This window comes from Acinetobacter sp. YH16052, assembly GCF_013417155.1.
GTDB lineage: Bacteria > Pseudomonadota > Gammaproteobacteria > Pseudomonadales > Moraxellaceae > Acinetobacter.
Genome location: NZ_VPEO01000017.1, coordinates 1 through 21189, shown reverse-complemented (window position 1 = coordinate 21189; position 21189 = coordinate 1). Strand labels below are relative to the sequence as shown.

The window sequence follows — 21189 nt, the reverse complement described above, 5'->3', positions numbered from 1 at the left end:
TCATGCAGGCAAAAGAATATAAGGAAATCAAATGCAACTGACTTTAGTTCGACATGGCGAGGCCGCGCCACCGATCAATGGTAATGATACCAAGCGACCTTTAACGGAGCGTGGTCATCAACAGGCTGAAAAAACTGCGCAGTTCTTAAAGGATCTGATTAAGCCTGAAGTGTTTGTGGTCAGTCCGTTGTTGCGAGCGCAGGAAACTCTGGCACATTTGCAGCAGTATTTTAAAGATGTGCCGGTGGTGATCTGTAATACGATCAAACCGGATGATGATGCCAAAGTCGCAGTGGAATGGTTATCGCAACTGCCTTATGAGTCGATTGCAGTAGTGTGTCATATGAACGTGGTGGCCCATATGTCTTCCATTCTGCTGGCTGAATCTTTTCATCCCTATGCATTGGCAGAAGCACGTATTTATGATCAGGCGGTGATTGCCCCGGGCTTATCCACACAGATTAAAAGTTTTATTCCTACACTATAAAAAATTAATTAAAATGGCAGAACACAATTGATGTTGTATTTATGGATGCCAGAAGCCAATGGGGTTTGGCAATGGTCAACTGGGGAATTCTGGAACACTGCGGACACACTTGAGCAGCTGATTCAGGATATACAGGCTCATCATGGCGAAGAGGCGGTGGTATTTTTCCCGAGCCGTCATGTGCAAATTTTGCAGCAGACCTTGCCCAAGAGCCAATATAAGAAAATGGGCAATGATGGCATTAAATATTTGCTCGAAGAATATGTGGTGCTGCCGGTAGATGCCATGAAAGTGCTGCATCATTTTCAACAGCCGGATCAGATCAGCATTATGGGAATTGCGAATTCTACGCTTGAGACCTTGCAACATGCTTTAAGCCTGATCCCGGTCAAGCTAGCAGCTTTGTTGCCGGACTTTTTAGTGCTGCCGGTTCCTGATGCCAATCATCGTGTGATTGCTCAAATTGGTGGGCGTTTGCTGGTGCGCGAGTCGGAATATATCGGTCAGTCGCTGGATGATCTAAGCCTTTATCTGGATTATCAGTCCAAGGACCTCAGCTATAAGGTGAGCAACCTGAATCAGGAGCAGTCGCGTAGTCTTGAAGCACTCATCACTCAGGAGCAACTGGAGTCTTTCCAATATGGTATTCCTGTACTGAAAAAACCAAAACAGCATCCGTTTAATATATTGCCTAAAGCAAAATCTGATGGTGCTATTTCCGGTTACTGGAAAGCCTGCGCGGCAGTTTTTCTGGGTATTTTGGTATTGCAGTTTAGTTATGATGCTGTGCGCTGGTATCAATATAAAAAAGTGGCGAATCAGACTGCCGCGCAAGCCATTGACCAGTTTAAATACTGGTTTGGACAAAATTATCCGGTCACTGAGCAGAATATCAAAAGTCAGTTTGAAGGGCAGTTGCGTCAAAGCCAGATTGCAGATACGCATGCATTACAGCTGATTAGTCGGGTGGGGCCTGTCTTGATGCAAAATCAGATTGTGGCACAACGGGTAAATTATGATACTTCTGTGTTAAGTATGGAGCTTAAGGCCAATTCATCAGAAACGTTAAATGCACTGACCAGACAATTAAGCCAGCAAGGCTTTAAGGTGGAGCTGGGGAATATTCAGGCCAGCGGAACAGCTGCGATCGGACTGGTGAGGATTCAATAATGAAAGGCATTGAAGCGCTACAAAATCGTATGGATCAGTCTTTTGAAAAACTGAGTGATTATCTGGACAGCTTGTCGGTACGTGAACGGGTAATGGTGATTTTTACCACTGTTTTTGTGATTATGGCGGCAGTCGGTTCTGCACTCTGGTATATGCATCAGGCAGCAGATACCCAGCAAAAACGCTTAAATCAGCTGAAAGATACCATTGTTTGGATGCAAAGTAATGCAGTAACTATGAAACCGGCTGGGGACACCCAACTGGATGCAGCGGAGAAAGTACAGCGAGTCGCACAGCAGCAAGGATTGTCGGTGGCTTCCCAGCAAATGGAAGGAAAAATTCAATTGGCGGTCATGCATGAAAATTATGCAGTACTGGCAAATTTCCTGACTCAGCTGGCACAAATGGGGCTAAGTATCGAGAAAATGGAACTAAATAATGAGGCAGGACAGATTAAATTAACGGCGACCATACAATAAACGGTAAAAATAAAGATTTGCAAAGCATGGTTTTTTTGTCAGCCTATGCCTATAATATGCCGACTTAAAAAGCAGTAGACTTTTCTGGATATGTTGTATTCTCTAGCCCGCCCTTTGTTGTTTTCTTTAGCACCAGAGCGTGCACATGAGCTGACATTATCACTATTGAAATCATCCCATAAAATGGGCTTGATGCGTCAAAACGTTGCTGCGAAACCTGTGACCTGTATGGGAATCGAATTTCCCAATCCGGTAGGTCTTGCGGCAGGTTTGGACAAAAATGGTGCCTATATTGACGCCCTTGCCGGTCAAGGTTTTGGTTTTATTGAAATTGGTACCATTACCCCGCGACCGCAAGCCGGCAATCCTCATCCGCGTTTATTCCGTCTTCCGAAAGCCAAAGCGATTATTAACCGTATGGGTTTTAATAATGATGGTGTGGACAAACTGATTGAAAACGTTAAAGCTGCAAAATTTAAAGGTGTACTGGGAATCAATATCGGTAAAAACGCTGATACTCCGGTAGAAAAAGCAGTAGATGATTACCTTATTTGTTTAGAAAAAGTCTATAATTATGCTTCCTATATCACCGTTAATATTTCTTCTCCAAATACCAAGAACCTGCGCAGTTTACAAAGTGGCGATGCACTGACTGAATTGCTGGAAACGCTGAAGAATCGTCAGCTGGAACTGGCTCAGGAACATCAGCATTACGTTCCTCTGGTATTAAAAGTTGCACCGGATCTTGAAGCTGAAGATATTGCCTTTATTGCCAAGCAGTTATTGCAATACAAGATTGATGGTCTGATCGTGACCAATACCACATTGTCACGTGAAGGTGTGGAAGGTCTGGAGCATGCAGAAGAAGCGGGCGGTTTATCAGGCGCGCCAGTCTTTGAGAAAAGCACGGCATGTCTGGCTGCATTTGCAGAGGAATTAAAGGGACAAATTCCATTGATTGGTGTGGGTGGTATTCTTTCAGGTGCGGATGCGCTGGCCAAGAAAAAAGCTGGTGCAAGCCTTGTACAAGTCTATAGTGGCCTCATATATACTGGGCCGGAACTGGTTAAAGACTGTGTAGCCGCGCTTTAAATCCTATGAATGCCATTGATATCTTTCTACTGATTATCTTGCTCATTGGAGGGCTCAACGGTTTGCGCCAAGGATTTATTAAAGCCTTTGCGAACTTAGTGGGATGGATCTTTGCCCTGATTGTTGCGGCAAAATATTCAACGCTACTTGCGCCGTCTATGGTTGCTCTGAGTACAGATCCAGTTGTACAAAAGATTGCGGCCTTCGCCTTTATCGTCCTGCTGATTGTAGTTCTGACCTGGATCGTTACTGCACTGTTGAACCGTATTTTAAAGAGTCTTAAACTGGGTCCTCTCAACCGTCTGGCAGGTGGTGTCTTTGGTAGCCTGAAAGGTCTGCTGATTGTCCTGATTACCATGCAGGGTATCGGCCCTTGGGTGGAGAGCTCACCGCACTGGAAACAGTCCAAGTTTATTCAAGCCTTATTGCCTTATGCGCCTTGGGCGACTCAAATGTCGAAAGAAGCCGCGAATGGCGCACTACAACATATCAAGTCTGAAGGGGCACCGAAACCTTCAGCTTCATCATCTGAAACATCGTCCAAGTCTGGAGCTGCAGATGAGTCTACAAATAATCCTTTTTATTAATCCTAGCTTGTCTGCGAGGTTGCTATGTGTGGAGTAGTTGGTATAGCTGGTAAATCACCCGTTAACCAAATGTTGTTTGATGCATTAACGATGTTACAACATCGTGGACAAGATGCAGCTGGGATCGTGACATGTGATGAAGGACGTTTATTCCTGCGCAAAGACAATGGTATGGTGCGTGATGTATTCCATACTCGTCATATGCGTGCTTTGAAAGGAAATTACGGTATTGGTCATGTGCGTTATCCAACAGCCGGTTCATCGAGCAGTGCTGAAGCACAGCCGTTTTATGTGAACTCACCGTACGGGATTACCTTGGCACATAATGGTAACCTGACCAATGCCGAAGAAATTCATGATGACCTGTTCAAAACTGACTTGCGTCATATGAACACTGATTCTGATTCAGAAGTCCTGTTAAACGTGTTTGCGCATGAACTGCAAAAACATGGCAAACTGGTGCCAACGTCGGAAGATATTTTCCATGCGGTAACACGTGTGCATGAGCGTTGCAAAGGTGCTTATGGCGTGGTGGCGATGATTACCGGTCAGGGTCTGGTGGGCTTCCGTGATCCAAATGGTATTCGTCCATTGATCTACGGTTCACGTGAAACTGAACAGGGTATGGAATATATTATTGCTTCTGAATCTGTTGCGATTACTGCGCTGGGCTTTAAAGTTGAGCGTGATATTCTGCCAGGTGAAGCGGTATTTATTGATTTAGAAGGTAATTTCTTTACCAAGCAATGTGCCGTAAATGCCGAATATCGTCCTTGTATTTTTGAATACGTTTATTTTGCCCGTCCAGATGCCATTATTGATGGAATCTCGGTGTATAAAGCACGTTTAAAAATGGGTGAGAAACTGGCGCAAAAAATTCTGCGTGAGTGGGGTGAAGAGCATGATATTGATGTGGTGATTCCGATTCCGGATACTTCACGTACTTCAGCGCTAGAACTTGCCAATATGCTGGGTGTGAAATTCCGTGAAGGTTTCATGAAAAACCGCTATATCGGCCGTACCTTTATTATGCCGGGACAGCAGCTGCGTAAAAAATCGGTACGTCAGAAACTCAACCCGGTTGAGCTTGAGTTTAAAGGTAAAAACGTACTGTTGGTGGATGACTCGATTGTCCGTGGTACGACCTGTAATGAAATTATCCAGATGGCTCGTGATTCTGGTGCGAAAAAAGTATTCTTCGCTTCTGCAGCACCGATGGTGAAATATCCAAACGTTTACGGTATTGATATGCCGGCGAAATCTGAGCTGATTGCATCGGAACGTAGCGTGGAAGAAATCCGTGAAATTATTGGTGCTGACCGTCTGATTTTCCAAGATCTGGAAGATTTGAAAGATGCGGTAAGAACCACCAAGGTGCCGGACGTCAAAGACTTTGATTGTTCAGTGTTTGATGGTATCTATGTTTCGGGTGGCATTGATGCGCAATATCTGGATGATCTTCAGCAAAAACGTAGTGACAGCGCCATGAAAGAAAGCAATTATATTGATGTCAATATTGATGCAGCCTCAGTGGATTTGACCGGTGTGCGTGAAGTCTAAGTAGTTAAAATCATCATGAAAAAGCGGGAATTTCCCGCTTTTTTGTTTTATGATGAGCCCATTGAAAATCATCATTTTAGGGTTCTGCATTGCGAAACGTAGGATACGATTTTATAAAAAACAAAAATATAGTACTGCCTGTAAGTTTTTGCCTGATTGCAATTCTGTTGACTATTTTTATTATTAATACCGTTGTTGGTCTCTTTGTTTTTTATACTGATCCTAGCCAGTCGATCTTCTGGCATACGTTGAGTCCCTATCTGATTGCTTTGCTGTTATGTGCCATGATGATCTCGGTCATCTATGAATTTTATATTTTTCGGAATGGCGGTTATTCGCTGGCGAAGCAGTTGGGTGCACGTCGGTTGAGTCCGATGGACAGTATTCCAGAAGAAAGTGCTGTACTGCACATTAACCAGCAGCTGGCAGAGATTTTTCTGATTGATGTTCCGGCGGTATATGTGTTGCCCGATGAAGTCGGTGTTAATGCGCTGACGGCAGGGTTTAGTCCGCGGGATACCGCAATTATCCTGACTTGGGGTGCGATACAAACACTGGATAAAGTCGAGCTGTATGGCTTGCTCAGCCATGAATTCAATAAAATCCTGTCTGGTGAAGCTGCGGAAAATACCCGTTTGAAAATTCTGTATAGCAGTTTAACTACGTTTAGTCAGTATGGCAGTAAGATTGCCAAGTCCGGTTTTTATCGAGCGGGTAGTCCTCGTGAAAACAAGTTCGAAACTTTCTATGTTTCAGTGGGCGCGGTGATCTGGCTGATTGGTAGTTTGGGTGTTTTGATTTCCCGTTTTATTAAATATATTTCACTGGGTGGTCGAACCTATAAAAATGATCGGAAGACCCGTCGCCTGATTCAAAATGATGCCAATATCCAGACTTTACTCAGAATCCATGTGCATCATTCTGGCTCCCAGATTTATAGTGAATATGCTGAATCCATTTCACATATGTGCTTTGCCAATTCCTTGAGCCCACAAAACTGGCTGAATATTCATCCCAATATCAATCAGCGGATTTATGAATTAAATCCTGCCTTGATTCAGGACTTACAGCTTGAGAATCTGAAAAAACTCAAGAATCAGCCTTTGTTTAGTTTGTTTCGTTCTTTGGAAGAAGTGGTGCCTGAAACTGCAATGAGCTGGAGCTCGCCACAACCTTTGCCTTTGTTGCGGCTGTCTCCGATCAGTTTTGCAATTAAAGATGCGATCAAACCACTGAATCCGGAACTTCGGCTCAAGATGCCACGTCCGGAACTGATTAAGCGTGCATTACAAACCGCAACTGGTTCTCGTGAAGTGATGGTCGCCATTTTAATGATCCGTCAATATCGTGAATTTATTCCGACTGAGGCTGAAGTTAGCCGTGCCATTGTAGATTCATTGCTCAATCTGGACGGGCGGGTGCATATCTCGATTTTCCAGCAAGCTTGTAACAATATTGGTGGCATGCCGACAACTGTTGCACGCCAGTTTTTGATGAAGCTGGCACGGATTATTCAGGAAGATGGCGAAATTGGCCTGTTGGATGCATTATTACTGGAATGTGTGAAATACGAACTGAATTTGCTTCCTGCACATACGCCTGCAGCACTCGATGAGGTCAAGCCACAGATTGTGCGTTTGATCGACGCCTTGCTGCATGTACAGCAGATTAATAGCGGCAACCAGCTTGAGGTGCGGGAGCGGATTTTAAACCGGATTCTGACCGCTCAGGAACTGGACTTATATAATGAAATTTCTGATGAGCCGATTGATCTAGCAGAAATCCTGAATGATATTGCGGGGCTGTTATTGCGTGATCGCCTCAGTATTTTAGGTATTGCAGAGGCCTGTTTGTGGAGTGATCGTATCGTGACACAGGATGAGTTGGACGTGATAGAGCTGTTGTATTGGCGCTTGGGTTTTGAGGCAGAACAGGTCGTTCAGCAAATGTTAAAGAAGAACAGTTTAACCATTCTGTAGAAAATAAATGAGAACGCGCAGCTTTAGCCGGAATCTGTTATAACAGCAGGAATGGTTTAATTGTGTATTAAAAGCACGGTTTTTAGCAGACAGCTAAACTTTGTACTAGAATCCATCAGGATAAAAAAGAAAAGCTGAAAAAGTTCGGCAAAGCACAGGCAATCCGGCTAAAATGTTCAGCCTGAAATTGGTGATGATGAAAAGATGATTGGGCATCAGCGTGACATACTGGCAACATTAGGAATCGATCTCTGGATTCCTAGGGACAGCGCATGTCAGCCGCACCAGGTTTCGATCTGGCGTGATCAGGCTGCACCTGAATTTCACACCGATATCGTCTTACCACAGCCTGCTTCCGTAGAGGCGTTGGCTGATCTACCGATTCCTGAGCCTGAGCCAAGCGTTGCACTTAAGGTTGATACACCACCTGCGGCACCGACTCACATTGCACCTGTTCAGGAACAGCGTGAAATCGTACAGATCCCGCCATTCAGTTTACAGGCTTTAAGTCTAGCACATTGCAGTATCGTGATTGATGCAACTGCAATGACCGAAGACACCCAGAATTTATGGGGCAATATCCAGCGTGCAGTCCCAGGTGAGTTTCATGAGCTGAACTGGCCATTTCCCTGGGCCAATGTTCAGGATGGACGTGGTGTAGAATCCTATATTCAGGGTTTTCTGGATGGAATGAGTGCAGAGAAAAATATTATTTTCCTCGGGCCTGTAGCGCATATATCAAATACGAAAATGATCCAGTTGGCATCTTTACAAGAAATGCTGGATCAGCCGATTCTAAAAAAACGTTTATGGCAGTTTATGCAAAATAGGACTGCCAGTCTGGAATAATCTTGCTGTGGAATAAAAATAGATGAAACAAAAAGTGGTTGTATTTAGTCAAATTGATACTGATATTCAAAACAAGCTGGAACAAAATTATCAGGTTAGTTATATACAACCGAAGCTAGGCGATGTGAATCAACAGCTTTTGCAGCAGGTTCAGGATGCTGATGGCATGATTGGCGCAGGGCGCTTGTTGAATCGCGGTAATCTGGCCAGTGCCACCCGGTTAAAAATTATCTCCAGTGTCAGTGTCGGTTATGACAACTATGAACTGGATTATTTAAATGAAAAGAAAATTTATCTCAGTCATACGCCGCATGTACTGACTGAAACCACTGCTGACCTGGCTTTCACTTTACTGATGTCAGCAGCACGCAAAGTGGCTTACCTGGATCAATGGACCAAGCAGGGACAATGGCAGCGTACCGTGGGCGAAGCACAATTTGGTATGGATATTTTTGGAAAAACCCTCGGAATTATTGGTCTCGGTCATATTGGAGCTGCAATCGCACGTCGTGGTTTTTACGGTTTTAATATGAATATTCTGTATCATAATCGCCGGGAAAAACCAGAACTCGCTCAAGGGTTGAATGCGCAATATTGCCAGCTTGATGAGCTGTTACAGCGTTCTGACTTTGTGGTCGTTGCAGTAGATTTGAATACGGATTCCAAAGCCCTGATTGCAGCAGCGGAATTGACGAAAATGCAACCTCATGCGGTATTGGTCAATATTTCACGTGGCTCGGTCATTGATGAACAGGCATTAGTTGAAGCTTTAAAAGCCAAGCAGATTTTTGCTGCCGGTCTGGATGTGTATCAGAAAGAGCCATTAAAAGAATCGGAATTATTCCAGTTGGACAATGTGGTTACATTGCCACATGTGGGTTCGGCCACTGCAGCAACCCGTAAAAAAATGGCAGAACTGGCTTATCAGAATCTGGTCGATGCTTTAGAAGGACGATTGCCCCGTTATGTGGTCAATCCAGAGTTTTAAAATGCATCTGATTCGTCGTTTCAATGGTATTAAAAAATAACATTTTCTTGCGTCTCTGCTCATTGTTCAATGCTATATTCAAGATAAATTAGATCGGCAGGATTAGAGATTTTTCATTGAAACGATTGGCGCTGGCGTGTGGCTTAAGTCTGTATATGGTAGCAGGGCACGGCTCTAACCATGATTTTAATCAAGTAAATGTACAATTTTCTGTGCCTGATATTGGTACAGGCGTCGGCTTACTCGATCAACAAAAAGAAAAAATGATCGGTGAAAAAGTCTATCGTGAAGTGCATAAACAAATGCCGGTCCTGCAAAATCCATGGCTTGAAGATCAGTTGCTTTCAGTATTTTCTCATATCCTGAGTCAGACTCAATTGCAACAGCCGATCGGTTTGCTGGTCATTAATGATCCCCAAATTAATGCTTTCGCCGTACCGGGTGGCCTCTTTGCACTTAATGCTGGTCTGATTAATTCAGCCCGAAACATGGATGAAGTGGCAGGAGTGATGGCGCATGAAATTGCACATGTCACACAACGTCATTACAGTCGCTCTCAGGATGTATTTAAAGGGCAAGGTTTACTGGCGCTAGCCGGAATTCTCGTCGGTGCTTTGGTCGCTTCTCAGGCAGATGGCGATGTCGGCACAGCGGTCATGATGGGTTCACAGGCAGCACTTCTGGATAAACAGCTTACCTATAGCCGTAATCAGGAGCGTGAGGCAGACCGGATTGGTATGCAATATATGTATCGTTCCGGTTATAACCCGCATAGTATGGCAGATTTCTTTGAGGTCATGCATCGCTCGACCAGCCGCTTAAGCTTTCTGCCGGATTTCTGGTTTACTCATCCGCTGACCACCGAGCGTATGAGTGAAGCACGTTTACGTGCCAACCAGCTTCCTGCGGTGAAACGCAGTCTCAATGACCAAGACTTTGACATTATCAAGTGGTATAGCAGGGTATTGTCTGGTCAGACCAATGCAGAGCAGCTTATCCTGATGGACCGGCAAAATAATTTTGCAGGCCAGCTTGCCTTAACTGCCTATCGAATACAGCAAAGTGATTTCCAGGCCGCGCAGGCCACTTTAGATCGAGCAAAAAAGCATAACCAGATGCATCCTTTACAGGTTTTATTCCAGACTGATATTTATTTAGCTCAGAACCAGCTTGATGCAGCTTTGGAAAGTGTAGCGTCAGCAGCGCGGATCATGCCGGAAAATCGAGCGCTCAATTATAAATATGCAGAAGTGCTGATTCGCGCCAAGCAACCCGATAAAGCAAAAGTTTTAGTGCAGCGATTTCTAAATGCCAATTCACGGGATGTCAGTGGCTGGCGACTAATGCAACTGGCTGCCAATGCAGAGCCAGATTCGCCGATTAAGGCTGCTAATGTGCTGCGCTATCGTGCAGAAGTAGAATACTGGTCGGGATATGAAGAAACTGCCATCAAATCATTATTACATGCACAGCGTAGCGTAAAGAATAATCAATCTTTATCGTCCACCATTCGCCAGCGTCTGAAGCAGATGCAGCAGGCACATCAATATAAGATTTAAAGCTGAACTGGGTTTTAAGTTTTTGTATCAGGATGATATAGCAAGAATATATTCAATCAGGCTACAATCTTTTTGAAAGATCAGCGTGAATCAAACTGAAGCATAATATGAAAAAAATACTATTGGGCGTGTGTCTACTGGGGTGGAGTTATGGGGTTTTTGCTGCGAGTGCAGTTGAATATGTAGAAGCAATAGAACGAATTAATGCGGATTATAAAAAGGAATCGCGTCAGTTTTTAAGTGGTTTAAATCCGCAGCAACAGGGATTTAGTCCTGAGCAGAATGCAAAATTTTGTGGAATTGTAGGACGTTATGTTGATCGTTTATATCAGGCCGCTGACCAGAATCGTCCTTATCTGGATCGTCAGTTTCAAAATATGAGTAAACGGGATGTAATTGTAGAAGTGAAATCGTCGAAAGAGATGCAATTACTTAAGCGTTATCAGGTCGATTGTAATTTGCAATGAGAATACGTCAGGAACTGTCTTTGATTAAAGGCAGTTCAACGTTAAAGAGAGAATACTAGAGAGTATGGATTAAGCAAGTTGCGCTTTGATTTTGGCGGAAACTTGTGCAGGATCGGCGCGCCCGGCTATGAGCGGACGCAGAGAATTCATCACCTTACCCATATCTTTCATGCTAGTAGCTTGTTGCGCTGCAATAGCTTGCGCAATCATGGAATCAAGTTCTTCCTCAGTCATAGCTTCTGGTAGAAACTGAGACAAAATCTCAATTTCGGCTTGTTCCTTACTAGCTAAATCATCTCGGCCAGCGCCTGCAAAGGCTTTAACCGATTCTTTACGTTGTTTAATTTGTTTTTCAATGACCGCAAGAACCTGAGCGTCGTCAAGTTCTTTGCGCTCATCGACTTCGATTTGCTTAATTGCTGCCTGTAGACTACGAATGACCGTCAGCTTGGACATTTCTTTGGCACGCATTGTTGCTTTCAAAACATCCGTGATTTGGTCTTTTAAAGTCGTCATTATTTATTCCAGGCAATCAATCACAAATTAATCTTAGTAAAGGCGAGTCGTACGTACTGATTCACGCGCCAATTTCTTTTGGTAGCGTTTAACAGCAGCAGCTTTTTTGCGCTTACGTTCTTGAGTTGGTTTCTCGTAGAATTCACGCTTACGTACGTCAGCAAGAACACCCGCTTTTTCGCATGAACGTTTGAAACGACGGATAGCTACGTCTACTGGTTCGCCTTCTTTCAATTTAACTTGTGGCATGAAGAATCCTCATATCAGTTAGGGTAAGATCTCGGGCTGAATTGCCCTCAATCACAAGTGAAGGTCAGTATTTTACTCATTTACATCTCATACCACAAGTCTATAATAGTTGCTGCAATAGAATTGATACAGGTTATAGGCAGTTTAATGATCGTTTTAGGCTTGGAAACGTCGTGTGATGAAACAGGACTTGCGCTGTATGACAGCGAGTTGGGTTTGCGCGGACAGGTGCTTTATAGCCAGATTAAACTGCATGCAGAATATGGCGGTGTAGTTCCAGAGCTGGCGTCACGTGATCATGTGCGTAAACTGATTCCACTCATCAATGAGCTGCTTGAACAGAGCGGCGTGAAAAAATCAGAAATTGATGCAGTCGCATATACCCGTGGCCCGGGTCTGATGGGCGCACTCATGACCGGTGCATTGTTTGGTCGTACTTTGGCCTTTGCGCTGAATAAACCCGCAATTGGTGTGCATCATATGGAAGGTCATATGCTGGCACCTTTGTTGTCAGAAACTCCGCCTGAGTTTCCATTTGTTGCATTATTGGTATCGGGTGGACATTCTCAGCTCATGGCTGCTTATGGCATTGGCCAGTATGAATTGCTCGGTGAATCCATTGATGATGCGGCAGGCGAAGCCTTTGATAAAGTCGCGAAAATGATGGGCTTGCCATATCCGGGCGGTCCGAATATCTCTAAATTGGCGGAACAGGGCGATCCAAATGCATTTGCATTCCCACGCCCAATGCTGCATCAAGGTCTGGAATTCTCATTCAGTGGTCTAAAAACCGCAGTTTCTGTACAGATGAAAAAACTGGGTGATGAAAACCGCGATGCCGACATCGCTGCCAGTTTTCAGGAAGCCATTGTCGATACTCTGGTGAAAAAGTCGGTGAAAGCATTGAAGCAAACGGGGCTTAAACGTCTGGTGATTGCGGGCGGTGTCAGTGCCAATAAGCGTTTACGTGAGCGTTTAGAAGCAGATTTAGCCAAGATCCGTGCATCTGTTTATTATGCTGAACCTGCACTCTGTACAGACAATGGTGCAATGATTGCTTTTGCGGGCTATCAGCGTTTAAAAGCAGGGCAGCATGATGGCTTGGCGGTGACCACCACACCACGCTGGCCAATGACGGAACTGACTAATCCGACTGAGGCATAGATTTCAGGCTTGAAGAAAAGAGGCTTAGGCCTCTTTTTTATTGTGAATTTTTAAATGAAAACTTATAGCAACGGTATGTTGTAAATATATAGTTTTATAGCTGTATTTAGAACTCTTATATTCTATTGAAACTGGAAAAATAGTTTAATAGCTTAAGTTGATATCATGCATATTTTTACAGGTTTGCAGCAGAGGCAATCTCGAATGGAAAATATAAATTTCAAAAGTTTTCAGGATGCTGGAGAGGCAGTATTAAAGTTTCTGCATCAGCATTTTGGCTTTGATTTATGGATGATTACCCGGGTAGAAGGCCAAGACTGGATTGTGCTGCAAAGTGAAGACCATGGTTATGATATACGACCCGGCCAAGTGTTTCAGTGGGCTGATTCTTTTTGTTCTCATATGGTCGCAGGTAAGGCCCCGAGAATTGCACCTCGCTCTGAAGAAATTCCTTTATATGCCACAGCGCCGATTAATCAGCAGGTCTGTATAAAATCTTATATTGGTCAGCCACTCCTTAAAGAAGATGGTAGTTTGTTTGGAACGCTCTGTGCGATTGATCCAGAAACCAAATCGGAAGCTATTGTGCAAGATATGCAACTGGTCGAGTTGTTGGGACAATTGCTCAGTTCGATCTTGCAGGCAGAATTACGTCAGAGTGAGCAGATAAGACAGCATGAATTATTGCAGGAAGAAGCCAGTAAAGATGAATTGACCGGGCTCTATAATCGCCGTGCCTGGGAAAAACTGCTGCGAGCAGAAGAAGAGCGTTGTAAGCAATATGGTCATCCCGCCGCTGTATTATTTATTGACCTGAATGACCTAAAAAAGGTGAATGATAGTTTGGGGCATGATGAGGGTGACAAGCTGATTCAAAATGCGGCTCAAGTATTGCGAGATAACGTACGAATTAATGATATTGTTGCCCGTTTGGGTGGCGATGAGTTTGTGATTCTTAGCGTGGAAAATGATGAAACGGGTACTGAAAGTTTAGTGGATCGTTTAATTAATGCCTTTGCAGCAGCAAACATTGGCGCAGCGATTGGTATGGCGATGCGTCATCCGAGTCAGGGCTTATTTGCAGCGCTCGCACAAGCGGATCAGAACATGTTTGAATATAAGCGTCGGAAAAAATTCAGTGAATCCGTGACCAATCTAAAATAATCGACGCTTTAAATCTTCTGTAAATAATTAAGTATTTCATATCATGAAAATGATCATTTTATATGCTCTAAAGTCATCCTATCTTTCAATATTCTCTTTCATGACTCTGTATAAAAGTTGAACATGATTCTCCATAAAAAGAAAATTCAATCCATCTTTAACTTAACCATTACAAATTTTATAAGCTTTGTTGCAAAGTTAATCGATCTAATTAAATGCGCTTTAAGTGTGTTGAAAAGTGACTCTGGTAAGGAACAAGATTCAAATAAGCAATTCATTTCTTAGGATAATTGTTGTTTGAAATATACATTAAAATTACAGAACCAAAAAATTCTTTGTTTAAAGATAAAGCGCTATCGAAGGATAAAGCTGGCTGCCAAGAAAAAACATTACCGGCAGAAATAGCATTTGAGCTGTTCAGTTTCGAGAAGGCCAATCTTTAGTGATCACCAAATAAAAATGCAAAGAAATTTTAGGGAATAAATTTTATGAAAAAGCAGATTTCTATCTTTGGACTTGCTCTTATTTCGGGTTTAATGAGTGCCTGTGGCGGTGGTGGGGGAAGTAGCTCAGATAGTCCTACTGTCACTACACCTCCAAATGTTCCTAAGGAAAGTATTTCCCCTGAGCTTTCAGAGGAGTTTGTCCCGTTTGAAGATCAGGATATTGTAAAGAAAATTCGCGATAAAATTTCCGGAAATACCAGTAATGATACCGACTATAATGTTGCTCTAGGTCACATGATTGGAGAAGTATTCGCAGATTATCCTTATGGGCGTACTGCACGTATTATCAAAATTTATAATTTGGGCATCAATAGTATTAAATATCCAAATCTGATCTGTTCGGAAGTCAATACCACTGGTTCGGTCAAAACCCTGAAATTAAAAACAGATAAAGATAACTGTATTATTCTGGATAAAACTTACCGTAAAGGCTCAAACATTACTCAGACGGTGAATGGTGACACGACGACTTTAAGCTTTAGCAATGTCCGTTATGGTTCAAATGTAGATTTTAATCTCAAGGACGACTACCTGATTTCTGGCACAATTGTGCATCGTAAAACCAAAAATAACATGGGGCAATCCGAATCTTATCAAATCGATCAGTTGGAATTCCAGCGTATCGCCGAGACCGGTCAGGCAGGTACTTCTGGAATCGCGTTTGATACAAAGAGCAAAGAATATCTGCAGGTGCGTAATTATAATTACAGCTTGGTCGATGATTATGGCAGTGGCAGTAATGGGATTCGTACCTTAACCAGTCGTGGTACGATTATCGGTCAGCCTGATCTGGCAGATTATCGTTACAGTTTTGATTTTAATACCACGACACCATTTAAAATGGATGAAACCGTATTAAATAACTATAAGCATTTGCCAAAAGAGGGCGTGCTTAGAATTAAGGACAGCGATGATCAGGTAATTGAGGTCAAACAGAACCAGCCTGAATCATTGAAGGCTACTGTTTATTTCAATGGCAGTGAAATTGATGACCTGCTATGGTCTACCATTATCGGGGATAAACAATAATTCGAGATGTCAAAAAAGCCCTGTATTTCCAGGGCTTTTTTTATTATTGATTGGGGAGAAGTCTTTATTACAAAACTATTTTGAATAGCCGTGCTAATAAATCAGGTAACTGTAGCATCCAATAACAATTCGGCGGGATAAACCGCTTGCCATGAAGTTTTAAACTGTTTATGCATTTGGTCAATTGGGAAAGTACTGAGTTTTGCAATATTTTGCGCTTTTTGAATATTGTCGGCGCGCATATATGCAATCAAATAGTCCTGACCATGAAGTTGCAGATAAAACCAGGACTCGACATGAACCTGTTCAGCCTTAAGCGTTTCAATTACTTCGTCTTGACGTGCTTTCAAAGTACGCTGCCAGTCATGAACTTGCTGCATGTGTAAGGGCTTAAGTTGAATGAGAACTGCGCCGACATCCATAATTTTAATTTTCTTTTGAGTATCATCATTATATAAATGATTTATATGAAAAAAGCGACCTGAGCCGGTCGCTTTTAAGTTGTTAAGAGGCATTTAGTTGGGTTGAACCAATCCAGTGCTTGGAAAACTGATAGGCAGCACGTCCTGAACGTTGACCGCGTGCCTGACACCAGCGTAGGGCTTCAGCACGGGTTTCTGGCGTGAGTTCCATGCCTGCCTTTTTGAGGTAATGTTCGACAATTTCCAAATACAGGTTCTGATCCATTGGATAGAAAGACAGCCATAAACCAAAGCGGTCAGACAGTGAAATTTTTTCTTCAATCGCTTCCTGAGGATGTAATTCAGTATATTGCGGCACATCAACTCGGGTAACGGGCGTATTTTCATGCATGAATTCGGGTAATAAATGACGACGGTTACTGGTCGCATAAATCACAAAATTGCTGGAACCGGACTGTAAAGAACCATCCAGAACACTCTTTAAACTGCGATAATTTTCATCTTCGGCATTAAAGGCCAGATCATCACAGTAGACAATAAACTTCTCTGGACGCTCTGCAATGAGTTGCTGAATTTGAGGCAGATCGGATAAATCATCCCGTTCGATTTCAATTAATCGTAACCCTTGATCTGCATACTCGGTGAGTAGGGCACGAACAATGGAGGATTTACCCGTACCGCGTGAACCGGTCAGTAAGACATCATTGGCAGGTAAGCCGTTTAAAAACTGCAACGTGTTCTGGATGACTTTTTCTTTTTGTCGCTCAATCCCTTTTAAATCGGCCAGTTCCATCTGTCTAAGCTGATGAATAGGTTTGAGTTCACCCTGTTGCCATTTATAGGCATGAGCAGAAAAATCAGGAATTTGTTTTAGTTCGGGCAGACTTTGCTGAAGTTGCTGCAGAACAGTCGAAAGGGCATTTAAAATATGGTCAGGTAACTCAATTTTCGCCATGATTTAACATTACAGATTTAAAATTATGGCTAAGATAGTACCATTGCAAAATTCACAGTCAAAGCCAGAAAAGTATGATAATTTGCTTAAAGTAGAGAATTTTCGTTATTGTAGAGGATAGAAAATTTGTACACATTTTCTGGCTCTGGGTACGAGGTGTATCAAGAATAAATATAGGGAAAAGGCAGATGCTGTTTAAAGATTTTACTCAGGATATTAATCCACATCAGGCCTATCGTATTAAAAAGCTCAAGCAGCAGCTGCAACAGGCTGAGTCCTATGAGGAATGGAAATATATTGCCCTGAAAATAGATGAAGAATCAGGTGCACAGGAATGGAAATTTGATAACAGTTCACCCTACTTTGATGCAGAAGTGATCGCACATCGTCTGGGTAAATTACGACGCTATCGACAACAAAAGCGCACCCGTGACCTGATGTATATTTTGCGCGAAGGCCTGAGCTACGATATTGCCAACATTGCCCATCCTCTGTTGTTCACTGAAGCTTACGTCGGCACCAAAAAAATTATTGAAGATTATGTCGAAGAAGTCAGCCAGAGCTTAGCCTATATTGCTTCAATAGACTGTACTTGCCTAAGTATTGAAGAAAAATTAGAGTATTTTCAGCATTGTCAGCGTGCTTATGGACAACCGGCCTTGATGTTTTCTGGTGGTTCAACTTTAGGTCTGTTTCATACGGGCGTATGCAAGGCCTTAATGGAGCAGGATTTATTGCCAAAAGTCATGTCGGGTTCTAGTGCGGGCGCCATCATGACCGCCATGTTAGGTGTATCCAAACCTTCGCAATATATTGATATTTTGAAAGGCCATAATTTCTTTCATGAGGCTTTTCATTTTCGCACCATGAGTGAATTGATGAAAGGTAATGGTGGTCTGGCGGATGTAAAATATCTAAAAAAATTTCTGGTCGAAAATCTGGGTGATCTGACCTTCGAAGAAGCACTCAAAACCTCAGGTCTGCATATCAATATTGCGGTTGCACCTTATGATGCTGGACAGGATGCACGCATTTTAAATGCCTATACTTCTCCGGATTTGCTGGTCTGGAGTGCGGTACTGGCGTCTTGTGCGGTGCCGGTTCTGTTTCCACCGGTTCGTTTGACCAGTAAGCGCTATGATGGTCAATATACGCCTTATATGGGTTCAACTCGCTGGGTAGATGGCAGTGTGCGCAGTGATTTCCCACAGGAAAAAATGGCGCGCCTGTATAATATCAATTATACCATTGCCAGTCAGACCAACCCGCATATCGTGCCATTTATGCAGGATGATATTTCACGTTTCCGTAAAGGTACTTTGAGCTGGCCACAACGGATTGTTCGCCGTCAAGGCGCGGTGATTACCAAAGGAATGATGGATTTTGCCAGAGAGCATGCCGGAAGCTTGCCTCCTGTACGCCGTCTGCTGGATCATGGCTATGGTGTGGTGGATCAGCGTTATTATGGTGATGTGAATATTGTAGGTAAATATAGCCTGCGCCACTATAGCTATATGTTGCAAAATCCGCGGCCGTATCTGTTTAAAATTTTACAGCGTGAAGGCGAGCGTGCCACATGGCCGAAAATTTCCCTCATTGAGACTCAGGAACGGGTCGGGAAAACTATTCAGCATTGTCTGGAGCTGCTAAATTATCAGCATACACTTAATCCAATACCTGAATACATTGCCACGACTTAATTTAGATCATCTCGATATTTCTGATTTTGAACTACGAACCAAAGCCCGTAGTCTGGGTTTTGGTCGGCGTCTTTATTATGCCGGAGGGCATGCGCTCTGGTTAAAATCCCAGATATCGCATAGAACTGATAGCTTACAATCATCTCCACATGCTGAACTAGGCTGGCAACATGAGCTGGATTTTTATCAGGCTCATGCCAGCTCAGGTGATCTAAATTTTTTCCTTCCACATCAAATTATTCAACAGCCTTTCAAGATCAATCATGAACAATTTGAGCAGGCCTTAATTCTGGTCGATGCGCCGGCGTATTTTCAGATCATGCCGCATCAGCAATCCATCACGCAAATTCGGCAACATTTGCTGCAAGCCGTGGAGCCTTTAATCTGCCTGCAAGAGTTGGGCTATTTACATGCCGATTTAAAGCAGGAGCATTTTGTAAATAATCAGGGCAGGGTCTGCCTGCTTGATTTTGAGCATGTCCAAACACTCCATCAGAATGGCCTGCATGAACTGAATGCGACACCGCGTTATATGGCACCTGAACTGTTTCAAGGCCAAGCTAAAAGCTTACAAAGTGAAGTTTATGCTTTGGGTGTTATTTTTTATGAGTGGTTGAGTGGTCAGCGTTTACAGGCGACAGATTATCTGGATTGGGCCTTTTTGCATTGTCAGCGTCTGAAAGTTGAGTTACCGCAGCACTTACAGGCTTTTCAAGGCTTATTAGAAGAAATGTTAAGTAAGCAGAAGCAGCATAGATTGGCCGATTTTCAAGCTGCGAAAGACTACTTAATGACTGAAATTGAATGAGAAAAATACAATAAAACTTGAATTGTTTCTTATTTAATCAAACGAGTGTTTTTTTATGATAAACGGCTTGTCAGCTGGAAATGATCTCTATAATATACACAGCCATTGGGGACGTGGCGAAATTGGTAGACGCACTGGATTTAGGTTCCAGCGCCGCGAGGTGTGAGAGTTCGAGTCTCTCCGTCCCCACCAATCAATATTTGAGTAACTGGATATTGGGTGGAAGTAGAGGATTGGTGTAATGGTAGCATGACGGTCTCCAAAACCGTTCGTCAAGGTTCGAATCCTTGATCCTCTGCCAAAGTTTGAAAGAAATCCAACGCTAAGTTGGTACCCTGATGGGGACGTGGCGAAATTGGTAGACGCACTGGATTTAGGTTCCAGCGCCGCGAGGTGTGAGAGTTCGAGTCTCTCCGTCCCCACCATCATATTAAAGCAAGGCAAATGCCTTGCTTTTTTATTGCCTGAAATTTACTGAACAAAGAAAAGCCCATCGAAATGGGCTGAATAACTGGAGAATAGCGCTGTTGAATCAGTGGAAAGATTAATTTATTTTACTGTTCTTAAATAGAAGCAATCAGGCTTTTAAATGATCTTCAAATTCCTCGCCTAGTTGTAGTGCCAGGGCATTACCTGCCAGATCACAGGTCACGAGACCATATTCTTTCTTGAAACTGAAACTGAAACCACGATCATCCGCCAGGGTGCGTACCGAATATCCCAATTTTTCTAACCATAGTCGAAATGCAATCAAATTTTTCGCTTTAACCACTTTTTTCACGAGATCACTCCTTCATCATTGTTAAATCTTAAATAAGGGTGAAAAATTATCTTTTAAAGGGCAAATGCCTTTATTTAAATTAATTTAAATCAATTTGCGTATATAGTGAACATTGGTTGATTAAGAAAAAATCAATTTAAGCGTTAAGTAAATGATTTTTATCATATTGAATAGGTTGTAACTAAATATTAAGTTTTTATAAGCTATAAATTTGGATAATTAATTTTCTAATTCAATAGCTTATTAGGGAAACAGGTTATTTCCTAATTTTATCAATCGTATGAAATAGAAAATTTCAGATCTAGAATGAGAAAATTAAAATCCAATCGACTTATTTATTAAAAGAATACCGGCTGCTGGTTTTCTGATCTTCAGCTCGATTTGCATGCTTTATACTGTCTGAAATGTAATTCTCAAACTGAATACCCGCACCATGACTGAATTAACCATTGAAGACTATGTGAATCAGCAAATTGAATTAATGCAGCAGCAGGGACTTGATCCGGTTGCTGTAATGTTGGGACATGAAGACTGGTTGAGCTTTAGTATTCAGTGACTTTGTTGCACAAAGATTTGAAATGCAAAGCGCCCCTAATTGAGCCAAATTTAAGGCGTAACTTGGGTAAGTGGTCGACCTAATTCCGTAAATCTGTTGAGGACTGCTACACGTGCATGAAT

At 42.8% G+C, this 21189-nt stretch carries 22 protein-coding genes and 3 tRNA genes; 20 read left to right on the top strand and 5 right to left on the bottom strand.

Annotated features, from left to right (window positions below; all coding sequences use genetic code 11):
• The first annotated feature begins 31 nt into the window (after positions 1-31).
• The 11 genes from FTV42_RS11835 to FTV42_RS11785 all read left to right on the top strand — a co-directional run bounded on the left by FTV42_RS11835 (position 32) and on the right by FTV42_RS11785 (position 11217).
• Positions 32-487: a phosphoglycerate mutase family protein gene (locus FTV42_RS11835; RefSeq protein ID WP_180038890.1), complete on the top strand. Its 456-nt coding sequence runs from the start codon at positions 32-34 to the stop codon at positions 485-487.
• 30 nt (positions 488-517) lie between these two features.
• Positions 518-1657, top strand: a complete 1140-nt coding sequence (gspL, locus tag FTV42_RS11830; RefSeq protein ID WP_180038889.1) for a type II secretion system protein GspL — start codon at positions 518-520, stop codon at positions 1655-1657.
• Complete coding sequence (gene gspM, locus FTV42_RS11825) at positions 1657-2136, top strand: type II secretion system protein GspM (protein WP_180038888.1); 480 nt, start codon at positions 1657-1659, stop codon at positions 2134-2136. The genes gspL and gspM overlap by 1 nt, the downstream gene beginning before the upstream one ends.
• Before the next feature lie 90 nt (positions 2137-2226).
• Positions 2227-3228, top strand: coding sequence for a quinone-dependent dihydroorotate dehydrogenase (locus tag FTV42_RS11820; protein ID WP_180038887.1), 1002 nt, complete (start codon positions 2227-2229; stop codon positions 3226-3228).
• Positions 3229-3233: 5 nt separating this feature from the next.
• Positions 3234-3815, top strand: a complete 582-nt coding sequence (locus tag FTV42_RS11815; protein WP_180038886.1) for a CvpA family protein — start codon at positions 3234-3236, stop codon at positions 3813-3815.
• 24 nt (positions 3816-3839) lie between these two features.
• Positions 3840-5375 (top strand): amidophosphoribosyltransferase, encoded by a 1536-nt coding sequence (gene purF, locus FTV42_RS11810; protein WP_180038885.1) that lies wholly within the window; start codon positions 3840-3842, stop codon positions 5373-5375.
• An 89-nt stretch (positions 5376-5464) separates the two neighbouring features.
• Positions 5465-7354: a M48 family metalloprotease gene (locus FTV42_RS11805; RefSeq protein WP_180038884.1), complete on the top strand. Its 1890-nt coding sequence runs from the start codon at positions 5465-5467 to the stop codon at positions 7352-7354.
• A gap of 204 nt (positions 7355-7558) precedes the next feature.
• Positions 7559-8203, top strand: coding sequence for a hypothetical protein (locus FTV42_RS11800; RefSeq protein WP_180038883.1), 645 nt, complete (start codon positions 7559-7561; stop codon positions 8201-8203).
• A gap of 22 nt (positions 8204-8225) precedes the next feature.
• A complete protein-coding gene (locus tag FTV42_RS11795) occupies positions 8226-9191 on the top strand; it encodes a D-glycerate dehydrogenase (RefSeq protein ID WP_180038882.1) in 966 nt (321 codons plus the stop codon).
• Between the two features lie 116 nt (positions 9192-9307).
• Positions 9308-10750, top strand: coding sequence for a M48 family metalloprotease (locus tag FTV42_RS11790; RefSeq protein WP_218946990.1), 1443 nt, complete (start codon positions 9308-9310; stop codon positions 10748-10750).
• Positions 10751-10857: 107 nt separating this feature from the next.
• Positions 10858-11217, top strand: coding sequence for a hypothetical protein (locus FTV42_RS11785; protein ID WP_005107293.1), 360 nt, complete (start codon positions 10858-10860; stop codon positions 11215-11217).
• Positions 11218-11286: 69 nt separating this feature from the next.
• Here the strand turns inward: FTV42_RS11785 and FTV42_RS11780 are convergent, their stop codons facing one another.
• Together FTV42_RS11780 and rpsU are read right to left on the bottom strand one after the other, a co-directional pair.
• Entirely contained in the window at positions 11287-11733 is a 447-nt protein-coding gene (locus FTV42_RS11780) for a GatB/YqeY domain-containing protein (protein ID WP_004280076.1), read from the bottom strand.
• A gap of 33 nt (positions 11734-11766) precedes the next feature.
• Entirely contained in the window at positions 11767-11982 is a 216-nt protein-coding gene (rpsU, locus tag FTV42_RS11775) for a 30S ribosomal protein S21 (RefSeq protein ID WP_001136722.1), read from the bottom strand.
• 147 nt (positions 11983-12129) lie between these two features.
• Here rpsU and tsaD point away from each other — a divergent pair, with 147 nt between their 5' ends.
• From tsaD to FTV42_RS11760, 3 genes are all read left to right on the top strand, one after another.
• Positions 12130-13146 carry a tRNA (adenosine(37)-N6)-threonylcarbamoyltransferase complex transferase subunit TsaD gene (gene tsaD, locus FTV42_RS11770; protein ID WP_004280030.1) on the top strand — a complete coding sequence of 339 codons (1017 nt, stop codon included), beginning with the start codon at positions 12130-12132 and terminating at the stop codon, positions 13144-13146.
• A 204-nt stretch (positions 13147-13350) separates the two neighbouring features.
• Positions 13351-14310, top strand: coding sequence for a sensor domain-containing diguanylate cyclase (locus tag FTV42_RS11765; protein WP_180038881.1), 960 nt, complete (start codon positions 13351-13353; stop codon positions 14308-14310).
• A gap of 488 nt (positions 14311-14798) precedes the next feature.
• Positions 14799-15845 (top strand): hypothetical protein, encoded by a 1047-nt coding sequence (locus FTV42_RS11760; protein ID WP_180038880.1) that lies wholly within the window; start codon positions 14799-14801, stop codon positions 15843-15845.
• A gap of 101 nt (positions 15846-15946) precedes the next feature.
• On the opposite strand, the gene FTV42_RS11755 is transcribed toward FTV42_RS11760, so the two are convergent.
• Positions 15947-16360: a DUF6176 family protein gene (locus tag FTV42_RS11755; RefSeq protein WP_180038879.1), complete on the bottom strand. Its 414-nt coding sequence runs from the start codon at positions 16358-16360 to the stop codon at positions 15947-15949.
• Positions 16350-17222, bottom strand: coding sequence for an ATP-binding protein (locus FTV42_RS11750; protein ID WP_180038878.1), 873 nt, complete (start codon positions 17220-17222; stop codon positions 16350-16352). The genes FTV42_RS11755 and FTV42_RS11750 overlap by 11 nt, the downstream gene beginning before the upstream one ends.
• Before the next feature lie 188 nt (positions 17223-17410).
• On the opposite strand from FTV42_RS11750, the gene FTV42_RS11745 reads away from it, so the two are divergent.
• The 5 genes from FTV42_RS11745 (at position 17411) to FTV42_RS11725 (ending at position 20155) form a co-directional block, all read left to right on the top strand.
• The gene (locus FTV42_RS11745) at positions 17411-18922 is read left to right on the top strand and encodes a DUF3336 domain-containing protein (RefSeq protein WP_180038877.1); all 1512 of its coding nucleotides are present in this window, start codon (positions 17411-17413) and stop codon (positions 18920-18922) included.
• Positions 18909-19730, top strand: a complete 822-nt coding sequence (locus FTV42_RS11740) for a protein kinase (RefSeq protein ID WP_180038876.1) — start codon at positions 18909-18911, stop codon at positions 19728-19730. Before FTV42_RS11745 ends, FTV42_RS11740 begins: the two co-directional genes overlap by 14 nt.
• Before the next feature lie 107 nt (positions 19731-19837).
• A tRNA-Leu gene (locus tag FTV42_RS11735) sits at positions 19838-19922 on the top strand.
• Between the two features lie 35 nt (positions 19923-19957).
• Positions 19958-20031 (top strand) — tRNA-Trp (locus FTV42_RS11730).
• A gap of 39 nt (positions 20032-20070) precedes the next feature.
• Positions 20071-20155: transfer RNA gene (locus tag FTV42_RS11725), tRNA-Leu, on the top strand.
• Between the two features lie 152 nt (positions 20156-20307).
• Here the strand turns inward: FTV42_RS11725 and FTV42_RS11720 are convergent.
• Positions 20308-20511 carry a hypothetical protein gene (locus FTV42_RS11720; protein WP_004280022.1) on the bottom strand — a complete coding sequence of 68 codons (204 nt, stop codon included), beginning with the start codon at positions 20509-20511 and terminating at the stop codon, positions 20308-20310.
• A 433-nt stretch (positions 20512-20944) separates the two neighbouring features.
• Between FTV42_RS11720 and FTV42_RS17585 the strand changes: the two genes are divergently transcribed.
• Entirely contained in the window at positions 20945-21067 is a 123-nt protein-coding gene (locus FTV42_RS17585) for a hypothetical protein (protein ID WP_257223445.1), read from the top strand.
• Positions 21068-21189: the final 122 nt, after the last annotated feature.

Excerpts from the sequence above, each read along its gene's own strand:
- FTV42_RS11835 (WP_180038890.1), top strand. The coding sequence starts at position 32 with ATGCAACTGACTTTAGTTCGACATGGCGAGGCCGCGCCACCGATCAAT.
- gspL (WP_180038889.1), top strand. The coding sequence starts at position 518 with ATGTTGTATTTATGGATGCCAGAAGCCAATGGGGTTTGGCAATGGTCA.
- gspM (WP_180038888.1), top strand. The coding sequence starts at position 1,657 with ATGAAAGGCATTGAAGCGCTACAAAATCGTATGGATCAGTCTTTTGAA.
- FTV42_RS11820 (WP_180038887.1), top strand. The coding sequence starts at position 2,227 with ATGTTGTATTCTCTAGCCCGCCCTTTGTTGTTTTCTTTAGCACCAGAG.
- FTV42_RS11815 (WP_180038886.1), top strand. The coding sequence starts at position 3,234 with ATGAATGCCATTGATATCTTTCTACTGATTATCTTGCTCATTGGAGGG.
- purF (WP_180038885.1), top strand. The coding sequence starts at position 3,840 with ATGTGTGGAGTAGTTGGTATAGCTGGTAAATCACCCGTTAACCAAATG.
- FTV42_RS11800 (WP_180038883.1), top strand. The coding sequence starts at position 7,559 with ATGATTGGGCATCAGCGTGACATACTGGCAACATTAGGAATCGATCTC.
- FTV42_RS11795 (WP_180038882.1), top strand. The coding sequence starts at position 8,226 with ATGAAACAAAAAGTGGTTGTATTTAGTCAAATTGATACTGATATTCAA.
- FTV42_RS11785 (WP_005107293.1), top strand. The coding sequence starts at position 10,858 with ATGAAAAAAATACTATTGGGCGTGTGTCTACTGGGGTGGAGTTATGGG.
- FTV42_RS11780 (WP_004280076.1), bottom strand. The coding sequence starts at position 11,733 with ATGACGACTTTAAAAGACCAAATCACGGATGTTTTGAAAGCAACAATG.
- rpsU (WP_001136722.1), bottom strand. The coding sequence starts at position 11,982 with ATGCCACAAGTTAAATTGAAAGAAGGCGAACCAGTAGACGTAGCTATC.
- tsaD (WP_004280030.1), top strand. The coding sequence starts at position 12,130 with ATGATCGTTTTAGGCTTGGAAACGTCGTGTGATGAAACAGGACTTGCG.
- FTV42_RS11765 (WP_180038881.1), top strand. The coding sequence starts at position 13,351 with ATGGAAAATATAAATTTCAAAAGTTTTCAGGATGCTGGAGAGGCAGTA.
- FTV42_RS11760 (WP_180038880.1), top strand. The coding sequence starts at position 14,799 with ATGAAAAAGCAGATTTCTATCTTTGGACTTGCTCTTATTTCGGGTTTA.
- FTV42_RS11755 (WP_180038879.1), bottom strand. The coding sequence starts at position 16,360 with ATGCCTCTTAACAACTTAAAAGCGACCGGCTCAGGTCGCTTTTTTCAT.
- FTV42_RS11750 (WP_180038878.1), bottom strand. The coding sequence starts at position 17,222 with ATGGCGAAAATTGAGTTACCTGACCATATTTTAAATGCCCTTTCGACT.
- FTV42_RS11745 (WP_180038877.1), top strand. The coding sequence starts at position 17,411 with ATGCTGTTTAAAGATTTTACTCAGGATATTAATCCACATCAGGCCTAT.
- FTV42_RS17585 (WP_257223445.1), top strand. The coding sequence starts at position 20,945 with ATGACTGAATTAACCATTGAAGACTATGTGAATCAGCAAATTGAATTA.